Raw genomic sequence first — 12,237 nt, forward strand, 5'->3', positions numbered from 1 at the left:
CATGGTGACCAGTCAGCGGGAGAAGGCCCGGCTGCTCCGGGAGCTGCACCGCCCGGGCGAGCCGCTGGTGCTGGCCAACGTGTGGGACGCGGCGAGCGCCCGGCTGGTGGCCGGCGCCGGGGCGCGGGCGGTGGCGACGGCCAGCGCCAGCGTCTCCTGGTCGCTCGGCAGCCCGGACGGCGGCGGCGCCGACCGTGACCAGGTGCTGGCCCGGACCGCCGAGGTGGTCCGCTCGGTCGACCTGCCGGTCACCGCGGACCTGGAGAGCGGCTACGCGGACACCCCGGCCGGGGTCGGCGAGACCGTCACCGCGCTGCTCGCCACCGGCGCCGTCGGGGTGAACCTGGAGGACGCCGACCACACCCCCGAGCAGGCCGCCGAGCGGATCGCGGCGGCCCGGGCGGCGGCGGACGCGGCGGGCGTGCCGCTCTTCGTCAACGGCCGCACCGATGTCTTCCTGCACGCCCTGGGCGAGCCCGAGGGCCGGCTGGACGAGGCGGTCCGTCGGCTGCGGGCGTACGTCGAGGCGGGCGCGGACGGCGTGTTCGTCCCCGGCGTCGCCGACCCGGAGACCGTGGCCGCGCTGGTCGAGGCCGTCCCGGCCCCGCTGAACCTGCTGGCCGGCCCCGGCTCCCCGTCGGTGGCCGAACTGGCGAAGCTCGGCGTGGCCCGGATCAGCCTGGGCCCGGGCCTGGCCAGGGTGGCCTATGCGGCGGTCCGCCGTGCGGCCGAGGAGGTGTACGCGAGCGGCACGTACACCTCCCTGGACGGCGGGCTGACCTACCCGGAGCTCAACGGCCTCTTCCAGGGCTGAGGGTACGGGACGGGGACGGGCCCGGACGGGCCCGTCCCCGGGCGGATCGGCTGGCCGGACGGGGGTCGGTCAGCCGATCTGCCCGCTGATCCCCGGGTGGCTCATCTGGTTGGTGCCGATGGCCTCCACCTCGTCGGCGGTGTGCCCGACCACCGGGAGCTTGCCCGCGGTCTGCAGGGCGAGGTCGGCGGGAGAGAGGTTGAGACCGTCGGTGAGGCCGCCGGTGGCGTCCGGCGAGCTGGCGGTCTGGCTGGTGGCGGAGGCCGCCGGGACGGCGAGGGCGAGGCCCGCCATGGTGAGGGCGGCCAGGGTGGCGAGTTTCTTCATGCCCTGCCGAACGACCGGGCCGCCCTCAGGTAACCGGGGGACGCCGACCGTCACCCTCGAACGGCCCGGTGGCGTCACGTCACTTCCGGGTCCGCACCCGCAGGGTCCGCACGCTGTTGCTCACGAACGAGCCGATCGGCTCCGGCCGTTCGCCCTCCGCCAGGGCCAGCCCGGGGAACCGGCCGAACAGGTGCCGCAGCGCCGTCTCGGCCTCCAACCGGGCGAGCCCCGAGCCGAGGCAGAAGTGCGGGCCGTGGCCGAGCGACAGGTGCCGGGCGGGCTGCCGGGTGAGGTCGAAGCGGTCGGCGTCCGGGTAGTGCCCGGCGTCCCGGCCGGCCGCGGCGTAGGAGGCGAGCAGCGCCTCGCCGCGCCGGATGACCACCTCGCCGACCTCGATGTCCTCGCTCGCGTAGCGCAGCGGGAACTGGCCGACCGGCGAGTCGTAGCGCAGGGTCTCCTCCACCACCGCCGACCACGGCAGGGCGCCGTCCAGCACCAGCCGCAGCTGGTCGGGGTGGGCGAGCAGGGCCCGGACGGCGTTGGTGATCAGGTTGAGCGTGGTCTCGTGCCCGGCGACCAGCATCAGCAGCAGGGTGCCGACGAGTTCGGCCTCGCTGAGCCCGTCGCCGGCCTCGCGGGCGGCGATCAGGTCGGTGGTCAGGTCGTCGCCGGGTTCGGCCCGCTTGGCGGCGACCACCGAGGCGAGCAGCGCGTTGAGGTCGCGCTGGGCGGCGAGGGCCGCGTCCGGGGTGGCGGAGCTGGAGACCATGGTGTCGGACAGGGCGTGCAGGGCGTCCTGCTGCGCCGCGGCGAGGCCGAGCAGCTCGCCGATCACCTGCATCGGCAGCGGGTAGGCGAAGTGCTCGCGCAGGTCGAACTCGCCCGCCAACTCCTCGACCCGGTCCAGCAGGGCGACGGCCCGGGACTCGATCGCGGGGGCCAGCGCGGCTATTCGGCGCGGGGTGAAGGCCTGGCTGACCAGCCCGCGCAGCCGCTTGTGGTCCTCGCCGTCGGCGGTGATCATGCCGGGCACCACGACGAAGTTGAGCAGCGGCCAGCCGTACGGCAGCCGGCCCTCCCGGAAGGTCGTCCACAGCTGGGGGTTCTTTCCGACCCGGGGGTCGGCCAGCAGCGCCTGGAGGGTGTCGTGGTGGGTTACCGCCCAGACCACCACCCCACCAGGGAGTTCCACCAGGACGGCCGGTCCGGCGGCCCGGAGGCGGGCGTTCTCTCCGTGCTGGTCGCGTCCGAAGGGGTCGAGCCGGACGGGCTCGGGGCGGGAGCCGCGGGAGTCGTCGGCGGTGTCCATGCGGGCCTCTCGGGGGCTGGCGGGCGGGGCGGGGTGAAGGCGCTGTACAGCACCGGCAGGGCGACCAGGGCCCGCGACCAGGGGGACGGCCGCCAGGTCAACTCGCTGGGTGGTACGGCCAGTTGGAGGTCCGGCAGTCGGTGCAGCAGGGTCTCGATCGCGGTCTCGACGATGATCCGGGCCGGGTGCTGGGCCGGGCAGACGTGCCTGCCCGCGCCCCAGGCGAGATGGGCCCGGTTGCCACCGAGCGAGCCCTGGGCGGCGGAGGCGGCGCCCTGGGCGGCCGGGTCGGCGTTGGCCGCGGCCAGGCCGAGCACCAGCATGTCGCCGGCGCTGACGTACTGGCCGCCGAGCACGGTGTCGCCGGTGGCCCAGCGGCCGGGGAAGTTCTGGGTCGGCGGGTCGCGCCAGAGCACCTCCTCCAGCGCGTCGGAGACGGTGAGCCGCCCGCCGGTCAGGGTGGCCCGGAAGCGCCGGTCGGTGAGCAGCAGCCGCAGGGTGTTGCCGATCCAGTTGATGCAGGTCTCGTTGCCCGCGACCATCATCACGACCAGGTGGTGCACCGCCTCCTCGTCGGTCAGCGCGGCCGGGTGGGCGAGCAGCCAGGAGGTGAGGTCGGCGCCGGGCGCGGTGCGCCGGTGCCGGACGAGTTCGGCCAGGGTGCTCTGGAACTCCCCGGCGGCGCGCACCGATTCGGGCCCGCTGTCGACGAAGTGGCTGATCAGGTCGATCATCCGCGGCCCGCTGCCGGTGGGCAGGCCGACCAGTTGGGTGGAGACCAGCAGCGGCAGCGCCCGGGCGTACTGGCCGATCAGGTCGGCGGTGCCGTCCGGGCCCCAGCTGTCGATCAGGCCGTCGGCGGCGGCCTCCGTGGTCTCGCGCAGTTGCCGGTGGTCGATCTGGGCCAGGGTGTCCGAGACGGCGGCGCGCAGCCGCTGGTGCTCGGCGCCGTCCAGGTTGAGCAGGGTGGGCCGCCAGGCGGTCATCGGCTGCAGCCGGGAGTCGGGGGCGAGCCGGCCCTCGGCGGGGACCCTCCAGTGCCGCGAGTCCTTGGAGAACAGGGCCTCGTTGCGGGTGAGTTCGAGCAGTTCGGCGTAGCCGAGGACGAGCCAGGCCTCCACCCCGGGTTCCAGCTCGATCGGCGCGACCGGCCCGTAGCGCTCGCGCAGCCGGGCGTACAGGCCGTGCGGGTCGTCGGCGACGGCCTGCCCGTACAGCGGGGTGAGCGGGACGCCGACGGGCAGTCCGCTGCCGTGCGGGGGACCGTACGAGGGGCCGTGCGAGGGTCCGTGCGAGGGGCCGCGCGAGGGGCCGGTCGGGGCGCCGTGCGCGACCGGGCAGCCGGACCCCCGGGGCGGTTCGGGCGCGGTCACGGCTGGAGCTCCAGGAGCGAGCTGCGGTGCAGGTGGTCGACGAAGTCGATCAGCAGGTCGTAGGACTGCCGCCGGTCCCGGGCGTCGCAGTGGAGGATCGGCACGTCCGGCAGCAGGTCCAGCGCCGAGCGCAGCTCCTCCTCCGGGTAACTCGGCGTGTCCGGGAAGGTGTTGACGGCGACCGCGAACGGGATGCGCTGCTCCTCCAGGCGGCCGAGCACGTCGAAGCTCTCGTCCGGCCGGCGCAGGTCGACCATCGCGATGGCGCCGAGCGCGCCGCGCGACAGGTCGTCCCAGAGCGGCCAGAACCGCTGCTGCCCGGGCGTGCCGAACAGGTAGAGCGCCAGCCGGGAGTTGAGCGTGATCCGGCCGAAGTCCAGCGCGACCGTGGTGGTGGTCTTGCCGCTGTGCCCGGTGAGGTCGTCCACGCCGCTGCTGGCGGCGGTCATGGTCTCCTCGGTGCGCAGCGGGGTGATCTCGCTGAGCGAGCCGACCAGGGTGGTCTTGCCGACCCCGAACGGGCCGGTGACCAGGATCTTGACCGCGCCCTGCACCGAGGACGGCAGGTACTGCGGTCCGGTCGGCCGGGCGGCGGGGGCTTCAGCGGAGTTGGCGGAGGCCAACGAGCACCTCTTCCAGAAGGGTTGTGGGCAGGCGTTCGGCCTGCGGGACGGGCGGGAGCACCTGCACGGCGCCGAGGTCCCAGAGATCGCCGACCAGCACCTTGACGACGCCGAGCGGCAGCCCCAGGTGGGCCGCCACCTCGGCGACGGACAGCAGGCTGTGGCAGAGCCCGAGGATGCGCCGGTGCTCCCGGTTGAGCAGGACGTGCTCGGGCAGTGCCGGGGGTTCGGCCAGCCCTAATGGTCCGGGCAGGGCGCTGACCAGGCTCTCGACGGCGAGGTCGGTGCGGGTGGGGCGGCTGCGTCCGCCGGTGATGACGTAGGGCCGGACCGGCCCGTTCACCGGTGGCCCCCCGCCGCGTGGTCGACACGCGGCGGGCTGGTGAGGTGGGTGCCGATCCGCTCGACCAGGACCTGCATCTGGTAGGCGACCAGTCCCGCGTCGACCGCCTCGCTGGTCACCACGGCCAGGTGGGCGCCGGCCCCGGCGGCGACGATGAACAGGTAGCCGCCGCCGTACTCGATGATGATCTGGCGGGTGGCGCTGCCGGGGCCGCCGAAGCCGGACGCGACGCCGCGGGCCAGCGACTGCAGTCCGGAGCAGGCGGCGGCGAGCCGTTCGGCGTCCTCCCGGGCGATGTCGGCGCTGCGGCCGATCTCCAGGCCGTCGTTGGAGACGACGACGGCGTGCTGGACGTGGGGGACGGCGATGATGTCGGCGAGCAGCCAGCCGAGATCGGGGGTCGTGGTCATGGAACTCTCCGGAGCGCTGGGGAAGTCGGGGGAGACGGGGGAGACGGGGAGCGGGAAGGTCAGTGGGGGCCGGGCGGGTGCTGGCCGCGGGCGGCGGAGCGGCCGCTGGCGGTCCCGGCCTGGAACATCGCCATGAACGCCTGGGCGTCCCGGGCCGAGCGGTACGGCGGCTCGGGCGGCGGGGGAGCGGCGTGCTGGGCGGGGCGGTTCGCGCGGTCGCGCCGGTGGCTCCGGCGGGGCAGCGGCGGCGGGGTGTCGGCGGCGGGGGGCCCGGGCGGGGTGTCCACCAGGGGGTGGCCGGCGGCGGGCCGGTCGAAGCCGGCGGCCGGTCTCGGGCCGGGGCTGAACGCCCGGTCGTCCGGCCCGAGTCCGGGGACGGTGGGCGGCAGCGGCTCGGTGAGCAGGGCGTTCGGCAGCAGCACCACGACCCGTACCCCGCCGTACGGCGAGGGCGCCGAGCTGAGGGTGACCCGGAAGCCGTAGCTCTCGGCGAGCCGGCCGACCGCGGCCAGGCCCAGCTGCGGCAGCTCGCCGAGCCGGGAGACCTCCAGGCTGCTGCCCCCGGCGAGCGCGTCGGCGGCCTTGGCGACGGCCTGTTCCGGCATGCCGACCCCGCCGTCGTCGATCTCGATGACGGCGCCGTTGTGCACCGGCATCAGGGTGACGAACACCTGGGTGCTGGGCGGGGAGTAGCGGGTGGCGTTGTCCAGCAGCTCGGCGATGGCGTGGATCAGCGCCTCGGCGGCGGCGCCGACCACCGCGGTCTCGATCCGGCTGCGCACGACCACCCGCTGGAACGGCAGGATGCGCGACTGGGCGCCGCGCACCACGTCCTCCAGCGAGACCGGTTCCGGCCAGTGCCGGCCGGCCCGGGCGCCGCACAGCACGGCCAGGGTCTGGGCCAGCCGGGCCTGTTGGGCGGCGGCGTGGTCGGCCTTGAGCAGGCCCTCCAGCAGCGCCGGGTCGTCGTGGGTGCGTTCCATCTCGTCGAGCAGGGCCTGCTGGTCGTGGGCCATGACGAGGATCCGGCGGGCGACGCTGAGGAAGGCCCGCTGGGTGGAGGCGGTGTGCTCCTGCTCCTGCTGGACGGCGGCCAGGTCGGCGCCCCGGTGGGAGAGTTCGGTGGTCAGCCGCTCCTGGAGCCGGGCGAGTTCGCCGTCCAGCCGGTCGGCCCGGCCGCGCTGGGTGACGGACACGGCGCGGTACCGCGCGGCTGCCACGAGGGCGAGGACGGCGAGCACGCCGGTAGCCGTTGCGCACCACTGAGTCATCGTCACGCGGCGAATTCTAGGGCGATGATCCTACGAAGGTGTGAACGGATCCCGCCAAGTGACCGGATCTCGTCAATATCGAGTCAATACGCCGTCATTCCCCCGTCGTTCGGACGCGATCCCGGGTTGCTGACGAGGTATCCGGTCGTTCGTCCAGGGGCTTCCGGCCCCCTTCGGTGTGACGGGTGGTGGCCGGTTCGCATCCCGGAATGTGTGGGGCTTGTGTGCACCATGTTGTTGAACGTGCGACATTCGGTGCAGGTGAACCATTCCGCGGGCGCTACGGAACGGACGCCACCCGGTGCAGGAGCAGCAGCGCCACGTCGTCCGGCCGGTGCCTGCGCTCCGTCACGTTCAGGGTGAGCAGATCGGCCAGCCGCTCCAGCGCCGACGCCGGCCCGATCCGCCCCGGACCGGTCTGCCGGGCCCACAGCTCCAGCCCGCCGAGCATCCGCTGCACCGACTCGTCGTAGTCCTCCTCGCGGTCCTCCACCAGCCCGTCGGTGTACGCCAGCAGCGTCTCGCCGCCCGCCAGCCGGTCGACCACCAGCGGGTAGGGCTGCCCCGGGTCCACCCCCAGCGGCGGGCCGCCCGGCAGCTCCAGCTCCACGGCGGCGGCGTCGGCGGTGATCCGCACCGGCGCCGGGTGCCCGGCCCGGGCCGCGGTCAGCCGGCCGTCGGCCGGGTCCAGGGTCAGGTAGAGGCAGGTCGCGAACAGCTCGGTGTCCAGCTCGGCCAGCAGCCGGCTGGTCCGGGCCAGGGTGGCGGCCGGGTCGTGCCCGTCCGTGGCGTACGCCCGCAGGCCGCTGCGCAACTGGCCCATCACGGCGGTCGCCTCGGCGTTGTGGCCCTGCACGTCGCCGATCACCAGCCCGATCCGGCCGTCCGGCAGCCTCAGCAGGTCGTACCAGTCACCGCCGATCTGCATGCCCTCGGTGCTCGGCAGGTAGCGGGCGGCGCTGGCGATCCCGGGCAGCCGGGGCAGGGAGCGCGGCAGCATCGCGCGCTGCAGCTCGCCGGCCCGGTGGTGGTGGATGTCGTACAGCCGGGCCCGCTCCAGGGACTGCGCCAGGATGCCGGCGAAGGCCGAGTACAGGGTGCGGTCCTCGCGGCTGAAGGCGCGCTCGGCGGCGAAGGTGATCAGGCAGGAGCCGACCTGCCGGCCGGAGGCCACCAGCGGCAGCACCGCCCAGGCGGCCGGGGCGTCCGAGCCGCGCGGCGTGCCGCCGGGCTGGCTGAACAGCGGGGCGGAGCGGGCCGGCGAGTGCTGCATCACCGGCTCGGAGAGGTCCGCCAACCTGGTCAGCTCGGCCCGGCGCGGACCGCCGTACACGGTGTGCGAGACCGGCAGCAGCCGGCCCTCGTCCACCAGGTCGAGCACGATGCCGGCGGCGCCGAAGGCCGGGCGGGCGACGTCGGTGACGGCGGTGGTGACGTCCCGTACGGTCACCGCGCGGGACAGCGCCCGGGTGAGCGACAGCAGCAGCGCCGTCCGGGCCCCGGCCGGGTCGTTCGGCGGCCCGGTGTCCCGGGCCGGGCGGTGGTCCACGTCGGCCAGCAGCCCGGCCATCCGCACCGGGCGGCCGTGCACGTCCAGCATCACCTCGCCGGACTCCTCGACCCGCGCGACCTTCCCGCCCGCGCGCAGCACCCGGTAGCCGATCCGGTAGCGCCCGCCGCTCGCCAGCGCCTCCGCCAGCGCGGCCTGCACGTCCGGCAGGTCCTCCGGGTGGACGATCCGCTCCAGCGGCGGGGCCGTCCCCTCCGGGTCGACGGGCCGCCCGGTGAGCGCGAAGGCGGCGGCGTCCCAGTGGCTCTCCCCGGTGACCAGGTCCCGCTCGAAGGCGCCGTGCCCGGCGGCCCGCACCGCGAGCGACAGCAGCGGACGGGCCGGCGCGGGGCCCGGACCGGCCGGCCGCGGGGGCGGGGCGGCGGTGTGCTCCAGCACGTGGTCCAGCAGGTGGTGCAGCCGGTGGGCGCAGGCCCCGGCGATCGTCTCCAGCACGTCCAGGTCGCGCCCCGGGACGGTGCCCCGGTGCGCCAGCGCGAGGGCCAGCACGCCGATCGCCCGCTCGTCCACCACCAGCGGCAGGCTCACCACGGCGACCATCCCGGTGCCCGGGCCGGCGTTCCGGTTCGGGTGGTCGACGCTGGTGTGCTCCGGGCTGAGCAGGTACGGGCGGCGCAGCTTCAACGCCATCGCGGCGGGCAGCTCGCCGGCCGGGTCGACCAGGCCGTAGCGCTCGAGCGCCCAGTCCGGCAGCCCGTGCGAGGCGGTCAGCCGGAGCGACCCGGCGGCGTCCAGCAGGTAGAGCGCGGAGCCCTCACCGGTGATCCAGCCCGGGCCCTCGGCGAGCACGGTGCCGAGCAGCTCGGCGGCACTGGTGCAGCCGAGCAGCAGGCGCACACAGCGCATCGGACTACGGGCGGGGGTGGGCACTGAATCTTCATACCCCATTTCGGCCCCGTCCGGCTCAGCGCGGGCCCGTCGCCCCAGCCGCCGCACCAGCACCAGGGGCCGGTCGTCCGCGACGTCCCGCGCCACCCGCCCGCTGCACGGGACGTCCGCTGCAGGGGAGGTCCGCTGCACGGGAAGTCGGCGGGCCCGACTTCCCGTGCACGCCCGAACCCGCTGCCCAGCGCGCGCCGCTCCCGCCGGCGGCGCGGAGGAAGGCGGCCGGGGCCGCTCGGTCACCGGGAGCGGGGCCAGGTGCGGAGGCCGGTGGTGAGGGTGGTGACGAGGCGGTCGTGGGTGGTGGTGAGGTCCTCGGAGAGTTGGAAGGCGCCACCGATGGAGAGGGCGGCGAAGCCGTGGGCGAGGGAGCGGACGGTGCGGGCGGCGTGGATCACCTCGGAGCCGTCGAGGCCGTACCCGCGGAGGACGGCGACGATGACGCCGACGAGCCGGGTGGCCGCGCGGGTGAGGTCGTCGTCGGGCTGGGGGGCCTGGGGGAGGGCGGCGTAGCGGTGGGGGTGTTCGGTGGCGTAGTCCTGGTAGGCGCGCAGGACGGCGGTGACCGCGTCGTCCCCGCTGCGGCCGACGGCGGCTTCCGCGAGCCGGTCGGCGAGTTCCTCGGTGACCCGGACGGCGACGAGCCGCCGCAGTTCGGCGAGGCCGCCGCTGACGTGCTTGTACAGCGAGGGGGTGGCGACTCCGGCGCGGGTGGCGACGGAGGCGAGGGTGAGGGCTTCGGCGCCCTGGTCGTCGATGAGGGCGAGGGCGTGGTCGACGACCTGGTCGGGGGTCAGTCCTACGCGGGGCATGGCTTCGGGCTCTCCGTGCGGCGGTGGGGGCGGGGCAGGCGGGGGATCAGGCGAGTTCGGCCAGGAAGGGCAGCAGGGCGTCGGCGACGGCCCGGGGGTTGTCGGCCATCGGGTAGTGCCCGGAGCCCTCGATCATGACCTTCCGCGCGCCGAGCTTCTCGGCCTGGAGGTCGGCGACGGCTTCCGGCTTCGGGAAGTCGGGGTCCTTGCTGCCCATCAGGACGAGGGCGGGGCAGCGGACGGCCGCGGTCCAGCCGATCGGCGCGGAGTCGCCGGTGACGTGGCCGCGGGTGGCGGTCTTGCGGCCGGGGGTGCGCAGGGCGGCGACCAGTCCGTCCACGTAGCCGTCGAGGTCGGCGGGGCGGGGGCCGGGGAAGGCCATCTTGCGCAGGTAGAAGCCCCAGACTCCGGGCCACTGGACCATGGCGGCGCCCATCGCGACCATGACGCTCCGCATGAGGGCGTTGGTCCGGTGTTCGACGAAGGCGTCGATCAGGGCGATCCCGGCGACCCGCTGGGGGGCGTCCCCGGCGACCTTGACGACGGTCGCGCCGGTGTAGGACTGGCCGACCAGGACGGCCCGTTCGATGCCGAGGTGGTCGAGCAGGGCGAGGACGTCGGTGGCGACGGCGGCCGGGCCGTAGTCGTCCCAGACGATGGAGGACTCGCCGAAGCCGCGCAGGTCCATGGTGATGACCCGCTGGCCGGCGGCGGTGAGCAGCGGGTGCAGGTGCCGGTAGGCGCGGCGGGAGTCGAGCATCCCGGGGAGCAGGACGACGGGGGTGCCGTCGCCCTGCCGGGTGTCGTCGTACGCGAGGCGGCCGCCGGGGACGTCGAGGTACTGGGTGCTCGGGGTGGTGGTGCCGGTCATGGTGGGCCTCCGCTGGCTCGCTCGGTGCTGGCGATTGCTTCCGATAGCCATAAAGCTAAGGCTAATAGCCTTAGCCGTCAAGGGCCCTTCCCGGATCCGCTCAGACCCCCTCGACCCTGAACGGGTCGTGCTCGCTGAGCAGCTTCTCCAGCCGGGCCTGGTCGACCCGGGCGACGGTGTCCGAGGACTCCTGCCGGTCCCGGATCACCTTGGCGAGCGTGAAGGTGGAGGTGACGGTGTAGAGGAGGCCGATCCCGAGGAAGGCCCGGGTCCAGCCGCCGACGGGCAGGTAGGCGATCCCGGCGGCGAGGGCGGTGCCGGAGATGGTGAAGGAGAGGACGGCCTGGACGTAGTACGCGGCCGTGGTCCGTGACTGCATCGGTGCGTTCATGGCGCCAGGATGCGGCGAGCGGGCCGGTCGCACATGAGTAGGAGTACTCAGATGGGCCTGGCGAATGAAGGGCCGTTCGTTGACGACCGATCACCTGTTCCCCAGCCGTCCCGGACGGATGGCTTGGAATCAGGGCCTCCTAGGATTAACGTTTGATAACGCAGCGCGGTCGTCAACGCCGTACCCAGACGGCACCGTGCGCCGTCGCCTAATCCCACCGGCCGGCCTCCGGGCAGGTCAGGGAGCCGGGGAACCACGTTCCTTGGGGTGAATCGGCGGGGCCCCGGCCCGGCCGTAGGAGACCTTCCTGCTCCGAACCCGTCAGCTAACCCGGTAGGCGCGAAGGAAGGAAAGGAGCGCGCCTCCGTGGCGTCGACGCACACCCCGGCACACCCGGCCGGCCCCGCAGCCGGTACCCAGCTCCTCGACCACCCCGGCCCGGACGGCCCGGAGGCGTTCGCCCCGGAGGCCGAGGCCAACCGCCACCGGATGCCGCGTCAGACCCGCGGAGCCTCCCCGCTGCTCGGCGTCACCGCCGTCGCCGCCACCCTGGGCGCCACCGGCTTCGCCTCCGCGACCCCGGCCGCCGCGCCCGCCGTCGAGGCCCCGGACGAGTCGCCCGTCGCCCTGGCCGCCGACCCCGGCCTCGCGCTCGCCGCCCGCATCCAGCAGCAGGCCGACAGCCAGCGCACCGCCGCCGAGGAGGGCGCCCGGCTGCAGGCCGCCCAGGAGGCCGAGGCCAAGGCCGCCGCCAAGGAGGCGGAGGCCAAGCGCGCCGCCGACGAGGTCGAGCGGGCCAAGGCCGCCGCCCTCACCCTGCCGGTGAAGGACTACAACCTCTCCGCCCACTACGGCCAGAGCGCCCGCTACTGGGCCCACCTGCACACCGGCCTGGACTTCGCCGCCGACACCGGCACCGCGGTCTTCGCGGTCGGCCAGGGCACCATCACCTCGGCCGGCTGGTCCGGCTCGTACGGCTACCGGATCGTCGAGACCCTGCCCGACGGCACCGAGATCTGGTACTGCCACCTCTCCTCGATCATCAAGGGCTCCGGCAAGGTGACCGCCGGCCAGCAGATCGGCAAGGTCGGCGCGACCGGCAACGTCACCGGCCCGCACCTGCACCTGGAGGTCCGCCCCGACGGCGGCGCCCCGGTCGACCCGGAGACCTGGCTCCAGCAGCGCGGCCTCACCCCGTAGCCACCGTCGAAGGCCCCGGACGCACCCGCGTCCGGGGCCTC

13 protein-coding genes and 1 riboswitch are annotated in these 12,237 nt (G+C 74.9%); of the genes, 2 read left to right on the plus strand and 11 right to left on the minus strand.

Features of this window, described 5'->3' with window-relative positions:
• The first annotated feature begins 1 nt into the window (after position 1).
• A complete protein-coding gene (locus tag ACZ47G_RS33725; RefSeq protein WP_465749322.1) occupies positions 2–814 on the plus strand; it encodes an isocitrate lyase/PEP mutase family protein in 813 nt (270 codons plus the stop codon).
• A gap of 69 nt (positions 815–883) precedes the next feature.
• Here the strand turns inward: ACZ47G_RS33725 and ACZ47G_RS33730 are convergent, their stop codons facing one another.
• From ACZ47G_RS33730 to ACZ47G_RS33780, 11 genes are all read right to left on the minus strand, one after another.
• On the minus strand, positions 884–1,141 hold the full coding sequence (locus ACZ47G_RS33730; RefSeq protein ID WP_465749324.1) for a hypothetical protein: 258 nt from the start codon (positions 1,139–1,141) through the stop codon (positions 884–886).
• A 79-nt stretch (positions 1,142–1,220) separates the two neighbouring features.
• Positions 1,221–2,312 carry a cytochrome P450 family protein gene (locus tag ACZ47G_RS33735; protein WP_465749326.1) on the minus strand — a complete coding sequence of 364 codons (1,092 nt, stop codon included), beginning with the start codon at positions 2,310–2,312 and terminating at the stop codon, positions 1,221–1,223.
• Positions 2,297–3,823 carry a cytochrome P450 gene (locus ACZ47G_RS33740; protein WP_465749328.1) on the minus strand — a complete coding sequence of 509 codons (1,527 nt, stop codon included), beginning with the start codon at positions 3,821–3,823 and terminating at the stop codon, positions 2,297–2,299. Before ACZ47G_RS33740 ends, ACZ47G_RS33735 begins: the two co-directional genes overlap by 16 nt.
• Entirely contained in the window at positions 3,820–4,446 is a 627-nt protein-coding gene (locus tag ACZ47G_RS33745) for a GTP-binding protein (RefSeq protein WP_380462380.1), read from the minus strand. Before ACZ47G_RS33745 ends, ACZ47G_RS33740 begins: the two co-directional genes overlap by 4 nt.
• Positions 4,424–4,789 (minus strand): DUF742 domain-containing protein, encoded by a 366-nt coding sequence (locus tag ACZ47G_RS33750; protein WP_465749331.1) that lies wholly within the window; start codon positions 4,787–4,789, stop codon positions 4,424–4,426. The genes ACZ47G_RS33745 and ACZ47G_RS33750 overlap by 23 nt, the downstream gene beginning before the upstream one ends.
• The gene (locus ACZ47G_RS33755; protein WP_465749333.1) at positions 4,786–5,199 is read right to left on the minus strand and encodes a roadblock/LC7 domain-containing protein; all 414 of its coding nucleotides are present in this window, start codon (positions 5,197–5,199) and stop codon (positions 4,786–4,788) included. Before ACZ47G_RS33755 ends, ACZ47G_RS33750 begins: the two co-directional genes overlap by 4 nt.
• A gap of 59 nt (positions 5,200–5,258) precedes the next feature.
• Positions 5,259–6,470 carry a sensor histidine kinase gene (locus tag ACZ47G_RS33760; protein ID WP_465749371.1) on the minus strand — a complete coding sequence of 404 codons (1,212 nt, stop codon included), beginning with the start codon at positions 6,468–6,470 and terminating at the stop codon, positions 5,259–5,261.
• A gap of 280 nt (positions 6,471–6,750) precedes the next feature.
• The gene (locus ACZ47G_RS33765; protein WP_465749335.1) at positions 6,751–8,886 is read right to left on the minus strand and encodes a SpoIIE family protein phosphatase; all 2,136 of its coding nucleotides are present in this window, start codon (positions 8,884–8,886) and stop codon (positions 6,751–6,753) included.
• A 275-nt stretch (positions 8,887–9,161) separates the two neighbouring features.
• Entirely contained in the window at positions 9,162–9,734 is a 573-nt protein-coding gene (locus tag ACZ47G_RS33770; protein WP_465749337.1) for a TetR/AcrR family transcriptional regulator, read from the minus strand.
• A gap of 46 nt (positions 9,735–9,780) precedes the next feature.
• Complete coding sequence (locus ACZ47G_RS33775) at positions 9,781–10,605, minus strand: alpha/beta fold hydrolase (protein ID WP_465749339.1); 825 nt, start codon at positions 10,603–10,605, stop codon at positions 9,781–9,783.
• Positions 10,606–10,705: 100 nt separating this feature from the next.
• Entirely contained in the window at positions 10,706–10,996 is a 291-nt protein-coding gene (locus ACZ47G_RS33780; protein WP_465749341.1) for a YiaA/YiaB family inner membrane protein, read from the minus strand.
• A gap of 195 nt (positions 10,997–11,191) precedes the next feature.
• A riboswitch (cyclic di-AMP (ydaO/yuaA leader) is annotated at positions 11,192–11,350 on the plus strand.
• 12 nt (positions 11,351–11,362) lie between these two features.
• Between ACZ47G_RS33780 and ACZ47G_RS33785 the strand changes: the two genes are divergently transcribed.
• Positions 11,363–12,196 (plus strand): M23 family metallopeptidase, encoded by an 834-nt coding sequence (locus ACZ47G_RS33785; protein ID WP_465749343.1) that lies wholly within the window; start codon positions 11,363–11,365, stop codon positions 12,194–12,196.
• Positions 12,197–12,237 lie beyond the last annotated feature (41 nt).

The sequence above is a fragment of the Kitasatospora sp. NPDC030952 genome (assembly GCF_055571335.1).

Excerpts from the sequence above, each read along its gene's own strand:
- ACZ47G_RS33725 (WP_465749322.1), top strand. The coding sequence starts at position 2 with ATGGTGACCAGTCAGCGGGAGAAGGCCCGGCTGCTCCGGGAGCTGCAC.
- ACZ47G_RS33730 (WP_465749324.1), bottom strand. The coding sequence starts at position 1,141 with ATGAAGAAACTCGCCACCCTGGCCGCCCTCACCATGGCGGGCCTCGCC.
- ACZ47G_RS33755 (WP_465749333.1), bottom strand. The coding sequence starts at position 5,199 with ATGACCACGACCCCCGATCTCGGCTGGCTGCTCGCCGACATCATCGCC.
- ACZ47G_RS33760 (WP_465749371.1), bottom strand. The coding sequence starts at position 6,470 with ATGACTCAGTGGTGCGCAACGGCTACCGGCGTGCTCGCCGTCCTCGCC.
- ACZ47G_RS33765 (WP_465749335.1), bottom strand. The coding sequence starts at position 8,886 with ATGCGCTGTGTGCGCCTGCTGCTCGGCTGCACCAGTGCCGCCGAGCTG.
- ACZ47G_RS33770 (WP_465749337.1), bottom strand. The coding sequence starts at position 9,734 with ATGCCCCGCGTAGGACTGACCCCCGACCAGGTCGTCGACCACGCCCTC.
- ACZ47G_RS33775 (WP_465749339.1), bottom strand. The coding sequence starts at position 10,605 with ATGACCGGCACCACCACCCCGAGCACCCAGTACCTCGACGTCCCCGGC.
- ACZ47G_RS33780 (WP_465749341.1), bottom strand. The coding sequence starts at position 10,996 with ATGAACGCACCGATGCAGTCACGGACCACGGCCGCGTACTACGTCCAG.